This window comes from Lysobacter panacisoli (assembly GCF_009765165.1).
In the GTDB taxonomy this organism is placed as follows: domain Bacteria; phylum Pseudomonadota; class Gammaproteobacteria; order Xanthomonadales; family Xanthomonadaceae; genus Lysobacter_J; species Lysobacter_J panacisoli.
In genome coordinates this window covers 816,067-832,437 of the sequence record NZ_VLNU01000001.1, presented here as the reverse complement: position 1 = coordinate 832,437, position 16,371 = coordinate 816,067, and the positions used below count along the sequence as shown (strand labels likewise).

Sequence of the window (16,371 nt, the reverse complement as noted above, 5' to 3'; positions counted from 1 at the left end):
ATGGGCAGGTGCCTGCCACGGCCGGAAGATGCCCGCGCTATCCATAGGAGCGCAGACATGAATTCCACCCGCAAGCTATGGGCAGGCTTGGCGGTCCTGCTCATCGCATCGTTCGCCGTCCTGCTCTGGGTCGGCAGCGAGATCCACCGCCAGTCGCCACCGATGCCCGAACAGGTCGTCGGTCCCACCGGCGAAGTCGTCTTCACGCGAAAGGACATCGAGACCGGACGCCAGGTATGGCAGTCGATCGGCGGCCAGCAGCTCGGTTCGATCTGGGGCCACGGCGGTTACGTCGCGCCGGACTGGAGCGCCGACTGGCTGCACCGCGAAGCCGTTGCCGTCATGGACGGTTGGGCGCGTGAGGCCGGCGCCAAGGACTACGCCAGCCTCGGTGCGGACCAGCAGGCCGCCTACCAGGCGCGCGTGCAGGCGCTGCTGCGTCCCAACACTTACGACGCCCAGACGCAGACGATCCGTATCGACGCCGATCGCGTCGCTGCGATCGGCGAAGTCGCGAAGCACTACGAGAGTCTGTTCGGCAACGATCCGGCGACCGCCGAGCTGCGCGAAGCGTACGCGATGCGCAACGACACGGTTCCCGATGCGGAACATCGCAAGAAGCTCACCGCGTTCTACTGGTGGACGTCCTGGGCCGCGGTGACGCAGCGGCCGGGTTCGGACATCACGTACACGGCCAACTGGCCCGCGGACTCCGTGGTCGGCAACAAGCCCACCACGGCCGCGTTCGTGTGGACGGTGTTCAGCGTGCTGTTCCTGATCGCCGGCATCGGCCTGCTCGGCTGGCACTACGCGGTCAACCACGGCGAGGAACTCGCGCCGGCGCTGCCGAAGACCGATCCGCTGGCGTCGATCAAGGTCACACCGTCGATGAAGGCCACCGCCAAGTATTTCTGGGTGGTGATCGCGCTGTTCCTCACCCAGATCCTGCTCGGCGCGATCACCGCGCACTACCAGGTCGAGGGTCAGGAGGCGTACGGATTCGCGCTGTCCGATGTGCTGCCGTATGCGCTCACGCGCACCTGGCACACGCAGCTGGCGGTGTTGTGGATCGCCACCGCGTGGCTGGGCATGGGCCTCTACATCGGCCCAGCGATCTCCGGCCATGAGCCGAAGTTCCAGCGGCTGGGCGTGAACCTGCTGTGGGTGTGCTTGCTGGTCATCGTGGTCGGTGCGTTCGCCGGACAGTGGTTCGCGGTGATGCAGAAGCTCGGCCTGGAGCACAACTTCTGGTTCGGTCACCAGGGCTGGGAATACGTCGACCTCGGTCGCTTCTGGCAGTGGTTCCTGTTCATCGGCCTGGGCCTGTGGCTGACGCTGGTCGGTCGCGCGCTGTGGCCGGCGATCCGCAACGGCGGCGAGTCGCGCTCGATCGTGGTGCTGCTGTTCCTGTCCACCGTTGCGATCGGCCTGTTCTACGCGGCCGGCCTGATGTGGGGCGAGCACACCTCGTTGTCGATGATCGAGTACTGGCGCTGGTGGGTCGTGCACCTGTGGGTGGAAGGCTTCTTCGAGGTCTTCGCCGTGGCGGTGATGTCGTTCCTGTTCACCCGTCTGGGCCTGCTGCAGGTGCGCACCGCGACGATCGCGGTGCTGTTCGCGACCATCGTGTTCATGGCTGGCGGCGTGCTCGGCACGTTGCACCACCTGTACTTCACCGGCACGCCGACCGCGGTCATCGCGCTGGGCGCCAGCTTCTCCGCGCTGGAAGTGGTGCCGCTGGCGTACGTCGGTTTCGAGGCCTACCACAGCTACAAGATGGGCAAGGCGACGCCGTGGATGCAGCGTTACCGCTGGCCGATCATGTTCTTCATCGCGGTGGCGTTCTGGAACCTGGTCGGTGCGGGCCTGTTCGGCTTCCTCATCAACCCGCCGCTGTCGCTGTACTACATGCAGGGCCTGAACCTGACTCCGACCCACGGCCACACCGCGCTGTTCGGCGTGTACGGCATGCTCGGCATCGGCCTGATGCTGTTCTGCCTGCGCGGCCTGAAGCCGGACGTGCAGTGGAACGAGAAGGTGCTGCGCACCAGCTTCTGGGCCTTCAACATCGGCCTGGCCGGCATGGCGCTGTTCACCCTGCTTCCGCTGGGCATCCTCCAGCTGAAGGCGGCGCTCGACCACGGTTACTGGTACGCGCGTTCGGCCGAGTTCATGCAGCAGCCGATCGTGGACCTGCTGGTGTGGATGCGCGTGCCGTCCGACACGATCTTCAGCGTCGGTGCGGTGGCGCTGGCCTGGTTCGTGTTCCGCCTGTGGGTGGCGCCCAAGCGTGTCGAGGCGACCGACGCACTGCCCAGCAAGGCCTGATCGTCCCTCCCCCATAGGGCCCTGCAACGCCCGGCCGGAAACGGCCGGGCGTTTTCTTTGGCGCGGGTGACATGTGTCAAGGCGCCTACACAGGGCCAGGACGACACTGCCCGCATGCTCCAGGCCACCGAACCCCCCGGCGCTTCCGCGCGCCACCTCATGCAGGCCCCGCACCGGCTGATGTTCTTCATCGGCGCGGGAAACGTGTTGCTGGCGATGCTGTGGTGGGCGGTGTGGCTGGTGTCCACGCGCTGGCCGGGACTGCTGTCCGCGCCCCAGGTGAGCGTGCCGGCCGGCTGGCTGCACGCCTTCATCATGCAGTACCTGGTGCTGCCGAGTTTCATCTTCGGATTCCTGCTCACCGTCTTCCCGCGCTGGATGGGCCTACCTTCGCTGGAACGCTGGCACTACGTGCCGATAGGCGCCGGCCTGATGGGCGGACAGCTTGCGCTCCTGCTCGGCGCCTGCGGACTGGAAGTCGGCGTCCTCATCGGCGTGCTGATGGCCGCGGCGGGCTGGACGACGGGTCTGTTCTTCCTCGGTCGCCTGCTGCTGCAGGAAGAAGGCACGACCTGGCACGCGCGTTCGTGCTTCCTTGCGCTGGTGCTGGGCTGGGCCGGGCTGCTCGCGTTCCTCGCATTCGTGCTGGGCGGATCGCCGGTGCTGGCGATGCTGAGCATCAAGCTCGGCACGGTCGGCCTGCTGCTGCCGGTGTACCTGACCGTCGCGCACCGCATGTTCCCGTTCTTCGCCGCCAACGTGGTGCCGGGCTATCGCGCGTGGCGACCGATGTGGTGGCTCGGTGCCGCGTGGGCGCTGCTGTTCGCGCACCTGCTGCTGGAGCTGTCGCACGCGTATGCATGGCTGTGGCTGGTCGACGTTCCCCTGCTTGCGCTGTCGCTGCTCGCGCTGTGGCACTGGTGGCCGCGCAAGCGCATGCCGGGGATCCTGGCGGTGCTGTTCATCGGCACGGCATGGCTGCCGATCACCTTCGCGCTGTATTCGCTGCAGAGTGCGATCTATGCGATGGACGGCGGCTTCCAGCTGGGTCGCGCGCCCGCGCATGCCTTGTTCATCGGATTCTTCGGCAGCCTGCTGATCGCGATGGTGACGCGTGTGACGCAGGGTCACTCCGGCCGTCCGCTGGCGATGTACCCGATCGCGTGGTTCGCGTTCGTCGCCGTGCAGATCGTAGCCGTGCTTCGTATCGCGGCCGAGATCGCACCCGACGCCTACGCATGGCATGCCGTCGCGGCGATCGGCTGGCTGGTTGCGTTCCTGCCGTGGGTGTCGCGCCTGGGCTGGATCTACCTGACCCCGCGCGCCGACGGAAAGCCCGGTTGAGACAACACACGGTTGATACAGCACGGTTGAGATAGTGATGCTCGAGTTCTACCCGCAGATCAAGCTTGTCCACATCCTCGCAATCGCCTGCAGCGGCAGCCTGTTCCTGCTGCGCGGCGGTGGCCTGCTGGTCGGCATGCGCTGGCCGATGGCCGCTCCGGTGCGCTACTTCAGCTACACCGTCGATACGGTCCTGCTGACCGCGGCGATGATGCTGCTGACGATCCTGCCGAAGGAGCTCTTCGCCAACGGCTGGCTCACGGTGAAGGTCGCGTTGGTGGTCGTGTACATCGTGCTCGGCGTGTTCGCATTGCGGCGCGGCCGCACGCCGCGGACGCGCGCCATCGCGTTCGCCGCCGCGCTGCTGGTGTTCGCGCAGATCTACTTCATCGCCCGTGCGCACAACCCGCTGGGCCTGTTCTACCTGTTGGGATGACCTATGAACTTCTGGAACGACTCGATCGAACCCGGCACGGCCGCCTTCGCGATGGTCGCCGAATCCTTCGACGCGGCGGGCCTGAGCACCACCGCCGCCGACGCGCACGACGAATACGACGCGGACCTCGAACAGGACGTGTGAGTCCGTCGTGCTGATGCCGCATACCAGCCTCGACCTGCGCGAGCTCGCGCCGCCGGAGCCGATGCAACGCATCCTCGACGCGCTCGCTGTGCTACCCGGCGATGCCTGCCTGGAGGCATTCACGCCGCTGTATCCCGCGCCGTTGCTGGCGATGCTGGACGCCGACGGGTATGCGGTAGCGGTCGCGCCCGCTGATCGTGGCTACCGCGTGCGCATCGTGCGCGCCGACCATGCGTCGATCCTCGACGGAGATGCGGACGTTTGAGCGGCCTTGCACTCACGCAGGCGCCGTCGCCCAGCGTGCCGATGCGATTCCTCGCGAGCGCCCCGGCGTGGGGCGTGGTCGCCGGCGCGTGGCTGGCATGGCATGGCGAGACCGCACTCGCGTCGCGCTGGTCGCCTCCGACGGTGGTGCTGGTGCATCTCGTCGCACTTGGCGTGCTGGGCAACGCCATGCTGGGCGCGCTTACGCAGTTCCTGCCGGTCGCGGTGATGAGCCCGTTCGATCATCGCCGCCTGTTCCCGTTGCTGCATGCCGCGTTCAACGTCGGGTTGATGCTGTTCGCGTACGGGATGTCGGGCCTGAACATGGTCGCGCTGCATCTCGCCGGATGCCTGGTGGCAGGGTCGCTGCTGGTGTTCGCGATCCTCGCCGCACGCGCGCTGGCGAAGGGCGCCGGTACGCGATGGCTGCGTGCTGCGATCGGCATCGCGCTGGCCGGGCTGGTCGCCACGGCCGTACTCGGTGTGGCCGCGGTGCTCACCCTCGGCGGTGAACTTCGCATCGCGCTCGATCGCGTGGTCGACACGCACGCCGCGTTCGGTACCGTTGGCTGGACGCTCGCGCTGATCGTCGCCGTCGGCTCGGTGACGATGCCGATGCTGCAGGGCGCGCGTGCGCTGCCGCCGCGCGGCGTGGCGGCATGGCTGACGAGCGTCCTCGTCGGGCTGGTGGCCGGCGGAATCGCACGCATGCAGGGCGACGACGCATGGCTGGCGATGGTCGTGGCGGCAGCGGTGTGGGTGTTCGCGCTCGCGTCGCTGTGGACGCAGCTGCGCGCGCGCCATCGACGCAATCACGCGCTGATCGCGGGGTGGGCGACCGGCGCCAGCGTGCTCGCTGTCGCGGCGGCGCTGTTGTTGTGGTGGCCGCAGGACGACCCCCTGCGCGCCGTGCGCATCGGCGTGCTCGCGCTCGGCATCGGGCTGCCGATGCTGGTGGCCGCAATGCTGCTGGAGATCGCCGCGTTCCTGGCATGGATCCAGCTGCGCCGCGACGTGCCGCGCGGCCGCCAGGTCCCCGGCGTGGGCCGGTTGATGCCAGAACGCGCGAAGCGGCGCGTGTTCGGCGCGCACGTGGTCGCATCGGCGGTGCTCGCGACCGCCGTATGGACGCAGGAAGGACAGGCGGTCGCTGGTGTGGCGCTGGCCCTCGCGCACGCCGCGACGCTCATCACGCTGTGCCATTGCCATCGCCGGATGCGGCGCCATGCCGCCGAGCTGGCCCCGGATTGACGCAGGTCAATGGCAGCGCGGCGGCGCGCACCTAGCATCTGGCGCCCGACCATCGACGATGGGAAACCGCATGCAACCGCAGAACACCCGACCCCGCCTGGCCCGTCGCGTCCTGTCCGGCGCGCGTTTCGGCATCGATCGCGTCGACGACGCGATGATCGTGCTGCTCGCGGCGCGACGCCGCCTCGTGTCCGCCGCAGGACCGGCGAAGAACGCGATGGACGCCCCTGTCCACGACCACGATCGCGAAGCGCAGGTCCATGAGCGTGCCGAACGCATGGCGACGCGCCTGCGCATCCCGGTGGCATCCGCGCACCGTCTCGTCGACACGCTGATCGGCGATGCCTGCCAGCAGCAGGCGTCGCGTGCGCGTGCGGAACCGGCATCGACGTGGACGCAGGGCGAGGGCGATGCGAGTCGCACCACGCGCCTGTTGCGCCTGCTCCCGCCGCCGCGCCGATGGCGTGCGCCGCTCGCGCTGGTTCCGTCGGCGCTGCTCGACGGCGCGGCCGAACGCGTCCTGTCGAAGGCGCTGCTCGCGAGCATGCAGGGCGACTGGCTGCAGACCGTCGAGCACCGCCGCATCGGCATCGAGGTGACCGACCTGGGCTTGTCGTGGGTGCTGGAAGTCGACACAGGTCGCGTGCGCCGCAGTCGTGGCGCGGCCGAGGCCGTCGTGCGCGGCACCGCCACCGACCTGATGCTGCTGGCGAGCCGGCTCGAGGACGCGGACACGCTGTTCTTCCAGCGCCGGCTGATGCTCACCGGCGACGTCGAGCTCGGCCTCACGGTACGCAACCTGCTCGATCGCCTGCCGTGGGAATCGCTGCCGCTGGGGCTGCGCATCGTCCTGCATCGCACCGCACGCGGCATGCGCGCGGCGCGCGCCGTCCACGCCACCGCACACGCCTGAGGAATCCGGATGCCGTCCACATCGTTCGCGCCGCGCTGGAGCGAGGACCTGGAAGACCGCTACGCCGAGCTCGGCGCGCGTCTCGAGCCGCTGCTGCCGTGCCTGGAATGGCCGCTGCACCTGCCGTGGATCGATGCGATCGAGCGGCTCAAGCGCGAACGCGGCGCGGTGATCATGGCGCACAGCTACCAGTCGCCGGAGATCTTCCACGGCGTGGCCGACGTCACTGGCGATTCGCTCGCGCTCGCGCAGGCCGCCGCCGATTGCGACGCTGGCCTGATCGTGTTGTGCGGCGTCCACTTCATGGCCGAGACGGCGAAGATCCTCGCGCCCGATCGCACGGTGCTGATTCCCGATCTGGAGGCCGGCTGCTCGCTGGCGTCCTCCATCACGGCCGCGGACGTGCGTGCGCTGCGCGCGCAGCATCCTGGCGCACCGGTGGTGAGCTACGTCAACACGTCGGCCGCGGTGAAGGCCGAGTCCGACGCCTGCTGCACCAGCGCCAACGCGGTGCAGGTGGTGCAGGCGATGGGCGCGGACAAGGTGATCTTCCTGCCGGACCGTTTCCTCGGCGCCCACGTCGCCGCGCAGACGGACGTCGAGCTGGTGCTCTGGGATGGCCGCTGCGAAGTGCACGAACAGTTCACCGTGCCGCAGGCGCGGCACGCGCGCGAGCGCTTCGACGCGATGCTCGTCGCGCACCCGGAGTGTCCACCCGAAGTGCAGGCCGAAGCCGACTTCGTCGGGTCCACCACGGCGATGGGTCGCTGGCTCGCGCGGGAGCGGCCGCAGCGCGTCGCGCTGATCACCGAATGTTCGATGGCCGACAACCTGCGCGCCGAGTTCCCCGACATCGAGTTCATCAAGCCATGCAACCTGTGCCCGCACATGAAGCGGATCACGCTGCCGAACATCCACGACTGCCTGCTGCACCTGAAGCACGAAGTGACGGTACCGACGGAGGTGGCGCGACGCGCGCGCCTGGCGCTGGAACGCATGCTGCAGGTCGGGCGGCGCGATCCCGTTTAAGACGCACCGCGCCGATCGTGGTGGTCGGCGCCGGGATCGCGGGACTCAGCACCGCACTGTCGGCCGCGCCGCGCGAAGTGGTGCTGCTGGACGCCGGCGGACTCAACGCCAGCCGCTTGGCACAGGGCGGCATCGCCGCCGCACTCGGACATGAGGACAACGTGCGCGCGCACGTCGCCGATACGCTCACCGCCGGCGCGCACCACAACGACGCGACGATCGTCTGGAACGTGCTGGTGCAGGCGCGCGAGGCCATCGCCTGGCTGGAATCGAATGGCCTGGCGTTCGATCGAACCGCCCGTGGCGAGCACGCGCTGGGCCGCGAGGGCGGTCATGGACGGTCGCGCATCGTCCACGCGGGTGGGGACCGCACCGGCGAGCGCGCGGTCGTCGCGCTGCGCGAGCGCGTGCATGACGCCGCGCACGTCCAGTGGCGCGAGAACACCGAAGTGGAAGCGCTGTTGATGGCGGACGGGATGGTCGTCGGCGTTCGCGTACGCAATGGCCACGGTCACGTGGAGGAGATCGACGCCGATGCGGTCGTGCTGGCCACGGGCGGAATCGGCGCGTTGTACGCGCGCACGACCAATCCCGGGTCCAGTCGCGGCTCCGGAATCGCGCTCGGGCTCGCCGCCGGCGCACGCACGCGTGATCTGGAATTCGTCCAGTTCCATCCGACTGCGTTCGACGGCACGCAGACGCGGCTGCCGCTGATCACCGAAGCCCTGCGCGGCGCCGGCGCGCGCCTGCTGGATCATCGCGGCGATGCGCTGATGCAAGGCCGCCATCCGCTCGGCGACCTCGCGCCGCGCGACATCGTGGCCCGTCGCGTCTGGGAAGCCGGACGCGATGGGCCGGTATGGCTGGACGCGACGTCGCTGCCCGACGGATGGACGCACGCGTTCCCGACGGTGCTGGCCTCATGCCGCGAGCATGGCGTGGACCCACGCCACGATCGGATCCCGATCGCGGCCGCCGCGCACTTCCACATGGGCGGGCTCGCGACCGATCCCCTGGGGCGCACGTCGGTAACCAACCTGTACGCAGTCGGCGAAGTCGCGTGCAATGGCCTGCACGGCGCGAACCGGCTTGCGAGCAACTCGCTGCTGGAGGGCGTGGTCTGCGGGCGTCGCACCGGACGGCACCTGCGTCTTCGCCACGCCGCATCGACCGCCGGCGCGACGATCACCGCGGAACCGGGATCGGCACTTGCGCCGCCGGCCCTCGCACGCTTGCGCGAGATCCTGTGGAACGCGGCCGGACCGGTTCGCAATGCGGAAGCGCTGCGTGATGCATGCGCGCATATCGACGAGATGGCCGGTTCCGGCTGGGAAACGACCGTGGCGCAGCGCCTGCTGGCCTCGGCGCTGCGACGCTCGCGCAGCCTCGGTGCGCACTGGCGCGAGGACGGCTGACTTCACGCGTCGCGTGCGATCCCGCTCATGCCGGGTTCGCCGTGCCAGTAGCCGTTGCGTGCGCCGAGTGCATCCACGGGCGTGTCCGCCGCGAGCGCCCGTGCCGCATGCTCTACGATCCCATCCATGCCTTCCGCCTGCGGATACAACCGGAGTAGGTCGACGCCGAGTTCGCGCAGACGTGGCAGCTCCGGCAGCAGGTCGATGGTCTCCTCGCCTTGCACCTGGATGCCGTTGATGCGCAGGAACGGTCGGCCATCGCGCGTGGTCAGGGGCAGGCCGTCGGGATGGTCGATGCAACGGAAGCCGCACTGGTCCTTGCTCACGTCCGCCGCGCGCGCGGTGAAGCAGCGCGCCGAATAGGAGAGCGGCAGCCGACCCCACGCGATCACCTCGACCTCGGGACGCGCGGTGCCGCGAGCCTCCAGCGCCGACAGCAGTTCGCCGATCAGCGCGTGGCCCTGCTCGACGCCCGGCACCCAGCGCCGCAGGCCGTCCTCGATCAGCATCGCCAGCGCGTCGTGGTTGTAGACGTTGAGGCTGGGGCCGGCGACGAAGGGCACGCGGCGTTCGCGGCACAGTTGCACCGCCGACAGGTCGTTGGCCTCGATCCAGAAGCGACCGTCATCGACCAGACGCTGCAATGCGCTCAGTTCGGATTCGGCCTCGATCAGCGCCAGCGACGACAGCACGACCTGCTTGCCGCTCGTGGACAATTCCTCCGCCAGCGCGATCCAGTCGCGCGTGCGCAGCTCGCGGCGCTTGCTGCACACGGTTTCGCCGAGGTAGATCGAATGCAGCGGCCACGCCGCCGCTTCGCGGTAGAAGGCCAGCGTGCGTTCGCGCGGCCAGAAGTACTGCAGGGGTCCGAGGCTCAACTGCATGTCAGTGCCACTCGCGGTGGTAGGGGCCGAGGGTGGTCTGGTGGCCTTCCGCATGCGCGGCCAGCGTCGTGTGCCAGGCGGGTTGCGCACGCCATGCTTCCGGCGCGACACGATGCCGGTCGATCGCCGCGCGCCAGGTACGCGTCACCGCGTCGACGTAGGCCGCGCCACGCTGGCGGCCCTCGATCTTCAACGCCGCCACGCCTGCCTGCGCCAGTCGAGGCAGAAGGTCGAGCGTGTTGAGGCTGGTGGGTTCTTCCAGCGCGTGGAAGACTTCGCCGGCGACGCCGAAGCGTCCCTTGCAGACGGTTGGATAGGCGGCAGGTTCGGCCGGGTCGAAACGGTCGATCAGCACGTCGTTCAGTCGCACGCTGCGGCGGCCGTCGTCGTGCTCTTCCCAGCGCACGAAGCGCGCCGGCGAGCACACGCCGTGGCGGTTCGGCGACGCGCCGGTGACGTAGCTCGAAAGCTGGCAGCGACCCTCGACCATGATGCACAGGCTGCCGAACGCGAACACTTCCAGCGGTACCGGTGCGTTCGCGCACAGTCGTTCGACCTGCTGCACTGAGAGCACGCGCGGCAGCACCGCGCGGGCGATGCCGAAGCGCTCGTGCGCATAGCGCAATGCCGGGGCTGTCGTCGCCGATCCCTGCACCGACAGATGGCGCGGCAGCGACGGATGGGTGCGGCACGCATAGTCGAGCACGCCCATCTCGGCGGCGATGATCGCGTCCACGCCCAGCTCCGCGGCTTGATCTACTGCGCGTTGCCAGTGCGACAGGCGCGCGCTGTCGGGATAGGTGTTCAGGGCGACATACACCTGGCGGCCGCGCGCATGCGCATAGGCGATGCCCTGGCGGATCTCGCCGTCGTCGAAGTTCAGGCCAGGGAACGCGCGCGCGTTCGTCTGGTCGCGGAAGCCGAGATAGACCGCATCCGCACCCGCGTCGATGGCGGTGCGAAGGGCCGGCAGATTGCCGGCGGGACAGACCAGTTGCATGGAAGGAATCCGTGGAAGGGAAGGGCCGAACCGTCCAGCGTCAGATTCCGGGCGGCGGCTCCTCGCGCGCACGGCACACCTGCTCCCAGATCGCATCCACGCGTCGTTCCACTTGCGGATCGAGGGTGATCGGACGACCCCATTCGCGGTCGCTCTCGCCGGCCCACTTGCGCGTGGCATCCAGGCCGAGCTTGGAACCCAGCCCCGAGGTCGGACTGGCGAAGTCGAGGTAGTCGATCGGCGTGTTCTCGATCAGCACGCTGTCGCGCGCCGGATCCACGCGCGTGGACACCGCCCAGATCACCTCGCTCCAGTCGCGCACGTTGATGTCCTCGTCGGTGACGATCACGAACTTGGTGTACGTGAACTGGCGCAGGTACGACCACACGCCGAGCATCACGCGCCGCGCATGGCCCGCGTACTGCTTGCGGATGCTGACGATGGCGACGCGGTACGAGCACGCTTCCGGTGGCAGGTAGAAGTCCTCGATCTCCGGGAACACCTTGCGCAGGATCGGCACGAACAGGTCGTTGAGCGCCATCGACAGCACGGATGGCTCGTCGAACGGCGCGCGGCCCATGTAGCTGCCGTGGTAGATCGCATTGCGGCGCAGGCGCATGCGCTCGACGGTGAGCACCGGGAAATGCGCCTGGGCGTTGTAGTAGCCGGTGTGGTCGCCGAATGGTCCTTCCAGCGCGGTGTCGCCCGGATGGATGAAGCCTTCGAGCACGATCTCCGCGCCGGCCGGCGCATCGAGACCAGTCAGCGCGCTGTGCCATACGCGCGAACGCGCACCACGCAGCAGGCCGGCGAACTCGTACTCCGACAACGTGTCCGGGACCGGCGCGACGGCCGCGAGCATCGTCGCCGGGTCCGCACCAATCGCGACCAGCACGGGGAACGGACGATCCGGATGCATCGCCTGCCAGCTCGCGTAATCCTGTGCGCCACCGCGATGCGCGAGCCAGCGCATGATCACGCGGTTGCGACCGATGGGCTGCTGGCGATAGATCGCCACGTTCTGGCGCGGCTGGCGCGTGCCGCGCGTGATCACCAGACCGAAGGTGATAAGGCGGTCGATGTCTTCCGGCCAGCAGCGCTGGATCGGCAGGCGACGCAGGTCGACGGCTTCGCCTTCGAGTACTTCTTCGTTGAATGCCGCGTCATCGCACGCACGCGGCGCGACGTGCGCAAGCTGCGCCAGCTCTGGCCAGCTCGACAACGCGTCGCGCACGCTGGAAGGCCAGCGCGGCTCCTTGATCGCAGCGAGGAGTTCGCCGAGTTCGCGCAGCGACGACAGCGGCCGCTCGCCCAGCGCGAGTTCGATCCGCGAGCGATGGCCGAACAGATTGCCCAGCAGCGGATGCGTCGAGCCGCTGGCGTTGTGCATCAGCAGCGCAGGCCCCTGTGCACGCAAGGCGCGCAGGCTCAGTGCGGTGCTTTCCAGCTCGGGATCGATGGGGGCGTCGATCTCCAGCAGCTGACCGTGGTCGGACAGGCAGCCGAGGAACTGGCGCAGGTCGTGGAAACGCATCGTGGCGGACGGGTGCGAATCAACCGCCGCAACCGCCGCAGCAATTGCCGCCTTCGCCATGTGCGGCGGGAATCGGTGCCGCATCGACGCCCAGGCCTGCCAGGAGTTCCATCACCTCACCCTCGCCGAGCACGGTGGAAATGCTGAGCTGGCCGGTTTCGTGGTCGATGCTGACCTCCGCTTCCGGATCGGCGTTGCGCAGGGCGCGGGTGAGCAGGAGTTCGCGTTCGGTCTGGAGGTTCGGATTCGTCGCGGAGATCATCGGATATGTTCCTGAGGAAAACGGAGCGCGCCGGTGCGCTCCGTGACATGCTCAGGCTAGGCAGCGCCGGCGCGGTTGCCCTTGACTCACGTCAAGGGCAGGGCAGATCGACGACGCGCACCGCGGAGTCGTGCGCTCAGTACTTGTAGTTGAGCTTCAGCCACGCGCTGCGGCCGGGCTCGTTGATGCGCACCGGGTCGGCCGGATAACCGAATGCACTGTTGCCGGCGAGGTTCAGGTGCTCGGCATAGGCGCGGTCGAAGATGTTGTCGATGCCCGCCGCGAGGCTCAGGCGCGGCGTGAAGCGATAGCCGCCGTTGATCGAGAACGTCGCGAAGCCCGCGCTTGGACCGAGGTCCTGACCGACCACGTTGCCGTAACCGGGATTGACGCGATCCTGCTCCGACACCGCGCGCAGCAGCGCGCCCGCCGACCAGCGCTTGTTGTCGTACGACGCGGTCAGGCGCGCTTCCAGCGGCGGTGTCTGCGGCAGCGCGCCACCGTCGTCGAGTTCACCCCAGGCGTATGCGAGCGTGCCGCCGAACTTCCAGTTCTCCTTCGGGCGGAACTCCGCGCCGACTTCGCCGCCGCGGATGTCGGCGTCGGCGTTGTAGGCCTGCGTCGTCGAACCCATCATGCCGCGCGAATACTTGAACAGGATGTAGTCCTGGATGCGTCCCGCGTACAGGCTGGCCCACGCATCCCAGCGTCCGGCGCGGTAGTGCATGCCGACGTCGAGCTGGGTGGTGCGTTCGGGTTCGATCGCGGAGAAGGCGTTGAGCGAGCCCGTCGGGCCGCTGCCCGGCGAGAACAGCTCCCAGTAGTCGGGCATGCGCTGCACGTGGCCGAGGCCGAAGTGCCACATGATCGCGGAGTCCTTCGGCTGCACTTCCCAGCGCACGAGTCCCGACGGCAGCGTTTCGTGGCGCGTCTGGCCGGCCGTTGGATTCGGGCGCGGCATCATCCCGCCGGTCCTCGCGCGTTCGTCCGTCGCACCCGCGCGATCCACGCGCAGGCCACTGACGAGGCGCTGGCGCTCGGCAAGATTCCACCCGAGTTCCGCGAACACGCCAACGTTGTCGAAGCGCGCGTCGGTCGTCCACGGCTTCGACAGGTAGACGTCGCGGCCCATCGCGCTTCGCTGGCGATGACGACTGTCGCGCTGGTCGATGCCGGCCTGCAGGTCCCATGCCTCGGTCTTCCACGTCGCGGCGATGCGGCCACCGGTCGTGCGCTGGGCGACGTTGCTCGCCATCGGCATCGGCATGCTGCCGTTCGGATCGGGATCGCGCAGTGTGTAGTTGTCCATTACGTGATCGACGTCGTTGTAGTAGAGACGTGCTTCTATCTTGTCGAACACTTCGCCGATGTTGCGACGCTCCGCGCGCACGCCATAGCTGGTGCGATCGAACTGCGCGCCGTCCATGCCGCGACCTGCATAACGCGCCTCGCCGTCGCCGGTGCCGGCGCCGACTTCCACCAGCGTGTCGGCATCCGGCGTCCAACCGAACGCGACGTCGGTATTCCACTTCTCCCACGCCGACGGCACGCGCTCGCCGTTGCCGTCGCGGTAGTCGTCGGATTCGGAGCGGTTGGCGGTCAGGCGCGCATAGACATCCGCATTGCCGACGGCGGTATCGATCACCTGGTCGTTGCGATCGAAGCTGCCGCCCGTGAGGCTGCCGTTGAACTGCATGCCTGGCGCATCGAAGAACGGAATGTCGCGCTCGAAACGCACCGTGCCCGCCGACGCGCCCGGTCCCCACAGCACCGTCTGCGGTCCCTTGATCACTTCGAGCCGGTCGTAGGTTTCCGGCGAAACGTAGGACAGCGAATTGTCCATGCGCGCCGGACATGCGCCCTGCATGTGGCCGCCGTCGGTGAGCAGGTTCAGGCGCGATCCGAACATGCCGCGCAAGACCGGATCGCCATTGGTGCCGCCGCTGCGGATCGAGGTGAAGCCGGGCACCGTGCGCAGGTAATCGGCGCCGTCGCTGGCCGGCACTGGCTGGCGCGGCAGCTTGGTGTTGGTGACGAAGGTCATCGCCAGCGTCGGCATGACGTCGGTGACGACGAGCGTGTCGAGCGTGACGGGGTCGTGCATAGAGTCGTCGTGCGCGTGTGCGCTTTCGTTCGCCGCGCAGGTGCCCGCGACGAACAGGGATAGCGCGAGCGCAAGCGGGCGCACGACAGGTGCGCTCCGGTGGGGATGGATCGTGGTGGAAGCAGGCATGGGACACCGCAGGTTTCTGGAAAAACCGGTGCTGGCGACTTAGTCGCATCAGCGATTGCGGCGAAGTCTGTTCCCCGGAAACGCCCTGAAAAATGATCCTGATCAAATTGGAGCGTGCCGTTTCCGACAGCGTGCGGACACTCCGAAAACGCTTGACGTAGGTCAAGGCCGGTCAGGTTGGCGAAGCCTAACGTGCGCCCAACGGCCAACAGGCCTTCTTCAAGGTAAGCGATCCCATGATTCGCGCATCACGCAATCTGTTGCAGTACGCGCTTGCAGTCGCACTCGGCATCGGCGCGCCCGTCGTCGTCGGCGCCGCGGCCCACGACGCATCCGGCGCGCCCACCCAGACCATCAACGCGGTCCTGACCGCGCCGCCGATGGTGCCGCCGCCGACCAACCGCAACGCACCGGCGAAGGTGCTGGTCGAGCTGGAAGTGATCGAGAAGGAAATGCGCCTGGCCGACGGCGTCACCTACAACTTCTGGACGTTCGGCGGCACCGTGCCGGGCAGCTTCATCCGTGTGCGCCAGGGCGACACGGTCGAGTTCAAGCTGAAGAACGCGCACGACTCGCACATGCCGCACAACATCGACCTGCACGCGGTCAGCGGCCAGGGCGGCGGCGCCGAAGCAACCTTCACGCTGCCGGGCCACCAGACGCAGTTCACCTTCAAGGCGCTGAACCCGGGTCTGTACGTCTACCACTGCGCGACCCCGCCGGTCGGCATGCACATCGCCAATGGCATGTACGGCCTGATCCTGGTCGAGCCGCCGGAAGGCCTGCCGAAGGTGGACAAGGAGTTCTACGTCATGCAGGGCGACTTCTACACCGAAGGCAAGCACGGCGAGCCGGGCCTGCAGCCCTTCAGCCTGGAGAAGGCGATCGACGAGCATCCGACCTACGTCGTCTTCAACGGTTCGGAAGGCGCACTGACGGGCGACAACGCGCTGCAGGCGAAGGCCGGCGAGACGATCCGCATGTACGTCGGCAACGGCGGCCCGAACCTGGTGTCCAGCTTCCACGTCATCGGCGAGATCTTCGACAAGGTCTACACCGAAGGCGGCTCGAAGTACCAGGAGAACGTGCAGACCACGCTGGTGCCGGCGGGCGGTTCGGCCATCGTCGAGTTCAAGGCCGACGTGCCGGGCAACTTCGTGCTGGTCGACCACAGCATCTTCCGCACGTTCCACAAGGGCACGCTGGGCATCCTGAAGGTCACGGGCGACAAGAACCCGGCGATCTACAGCGGCCAGCAGTCCGAAGGCGAGTACCCCGAGCCGGCCGGCGCCAAGGCCAAGGCCAAGGGTCACTGAGTAACAGGAGGGCGATCG

Annotated in this window: 15 protein-coding genes; 10 read left to right on the top strand and 5 right to left on the bottom strand. The window is 68.3% G+C overall.

Annotation, left to right across the window (positions count from 1 at the left end):
• Positions 1–57 precede the first annotated feature (57 nt).
• From FOF45_RS04100 to nadB, 9 genes are all read left to right on the top strand, one after another.
• The gene (locus FOF45_RS04100; protein ID WP_158982727.1) at positions 58–2,328 is read left to right on the top strand and encodes a nitric-oxide reductase large subunit; all 2,271 of its coding nucleotides are present in this window, start codon (positions 58–60) and stop codon (positions 2,326–2,328) included.
• 114 nt (positions 2,329–2,442) lie between these two features.
• Positions 2,443–3,672 carry an NnrS family protein gene (locus FOF45_RS04095; protein WP_158982726.1) on the top strand — a complete coding sequence of 410 codons (1,230 nt, stop codon included), beginning with the start codon at positions 2,443–2,445 and terminating at the stop codon, positions 3,670–3,672.
• 37 nt (positions 3,673–3,709) lie between these two features.
• Entirely contained in the window at positions 3,710–4,108 is a 399-nt protein-coding gene (locus tag FOF45_RS04090) for a SirB2 family protein (protein ID WP_158982725.1), read from the top strand.
• A 3-nt stretch (positions 4,109–4,111) separates the two neighbouring features.
• On the top strand, positions 4,112–4,252 hold the full coding sequence (locus FOF45_RS04085; protein WP_158982724.1) for a hypothetical protein: 141 nt from the start codon (positions 4,112–4,114) through the stop codon (positions 4,250–4,252).
• 13 nt (positions 4,253–4,265) lie between these two features.
• The gene (locus FOF45_RS04080; RefSeq protein WP_158982723.1) at positions 4,266–4,517 is read left to right on the top strand and encodes a DUF2249 domain-containing protein; all 252 of its coding nucleotides are present in this window, start codon (positions 4,266–4,268) and stop codon (positions 4,515–4,517) included.
• Complete coding sequence (locus FOF45_RS04075; RefSeq protein ID WP_158982722.1) at positions 4,514–5,767, top strand: hypothetical protein; 1,254 nt, start codon at positions 4,514–4,516, stop codon at positions 5,765–5,767. Before FOF45_RS04080 ends, FOF45_RS04075 begins: the two co-directional genes overlap by 4 nt.
• Before the next feature lie 70 nt (positions 5,768–5,837).
• Positions 5,838–6,680, top strand: coding sequence for a ubiquinone anaerobic biosynthesis accessory factor UbiT (gene ubiT, locus FOF45_RS04070; protein WP_158982721.1), 843 nt, complete (start codon positions 5,838–5,840; stop codon positions 6,678–6,680).
• Positions 6,681–6,689: 9 nt separating this feature from the next.
• Positions 6,690–7,709, top strand: coding sequence for a quinolinate synthase NadA (gene nadA / locus FOF45_RS04065; RefSeq protein WP_158982720.1), 1,020 nt, complete (start codon positions 6,690–6,692; stop codon positions 7,707–7,709).
• Positions 7,710–7,726: 17 nt separating this feature from the next.
• Positions 7,727–9,124: an L-aspartate oxidase gene (gene nadB, locus FOF45_RS04060; RefSeq protein ID WP_233264043.1), complete on the top strand. Its 1,398-nt coding sequence runs from the start codon at positions 7,727–7,729 to the stop codon at positions 9,122–9,124.
• A 2-nt stretch (positions 9,125–9,126) separates the two neighbouring features.
• Here nadB and FOF45_RS04055 read toward each other — a convergent pair whose 3' ends face one another.
• The 5 genes from FOF45_RS04055 to FOF45_RS04035 all read right to left on the bottom strand — a co-directional run bounded on the left by FOF45_RS04055 (position 9,127) and on the right by FOF45_RS04035 (position 14,908).
• Positions 9,127–10,008 carry a U32 family peptidase gene (locus tag FOF45_RS04055; RefSeq protein WP_158982719.1) on the bottom strand — a complete coding sequence of 294 codons (882 nt, stop codon included), beginning with the start codon at positions 10,006–10,008 and terminating at the stop codon, positions 9,127–9,129.
• A 1-nt stretch (position 10,009) separates the two neighbouring features.
• Positions 10,010–11,008: a ubiquinone anaerobic biosynthesis protein UbiU gene (gene ubiU / locus FOF45_RS04050; RefSeq protein WP_158982718.1), complete on the bottom strand. Its 999-nt coding sequence runs from the start codon at positions 11,006–11,008 to the stop codon at positions 10,010–10,012.
• A gap of 40 nt (positions 11,009–11,048) precedes the next feature.
• Positions 11,049–12,542, bottom strand: coding sequence for a UbiD family decarboxylase (locus FOF45_RS04045; protein ID WP_158982717.1), 1,494 nt, complete (start codon positions 12,540–12,542; stop codon positions 11,049–11,051).
• Between the two features lie 19 nt (positions 12,543–12,561).
• Positions 12,562–12,804 carry a hypothetical protein gene (locus FOF45_RS04040; protein WP_158982716.1) on the bottom strand — a complete coding sequence of 81 codons (243 nt, stop codon included), beginning with the start codon at positions 12,802–12,804 and terminating at the stop codon, positions 12,562–12,564.
• A gap of 136 nt (positions 12,805–12,940) precedes the next feature.
• Positions 12,941–14,908, bottom strand: a complete 1,968-nt coding sequence (locus FOF45_RS04035) for a TonB-dependent copper receptor (RefSeq protein ID WP_233264199.1) — start codon at positions 14,906–14,908, stop codon at positions 12,941–12,943.
• 365 nt (positions 14,909–15,273) lie between these two features.
• On the opposite strand from FOF45_RS04035, the gene nirK reads away from it, so the two are divergent.
• Entirely contained in the window at positions 15,274–16,353 is a 1,080-nt protein-coding gene (gene nirK / locus FOF45_RS04030) for a copper-containing nitrite reductase (protein WP_158982714.1), read from the top strand.
• The last annotated feature ends 18 nt before the right edge of the window (positions 16,354–16,371 follow it).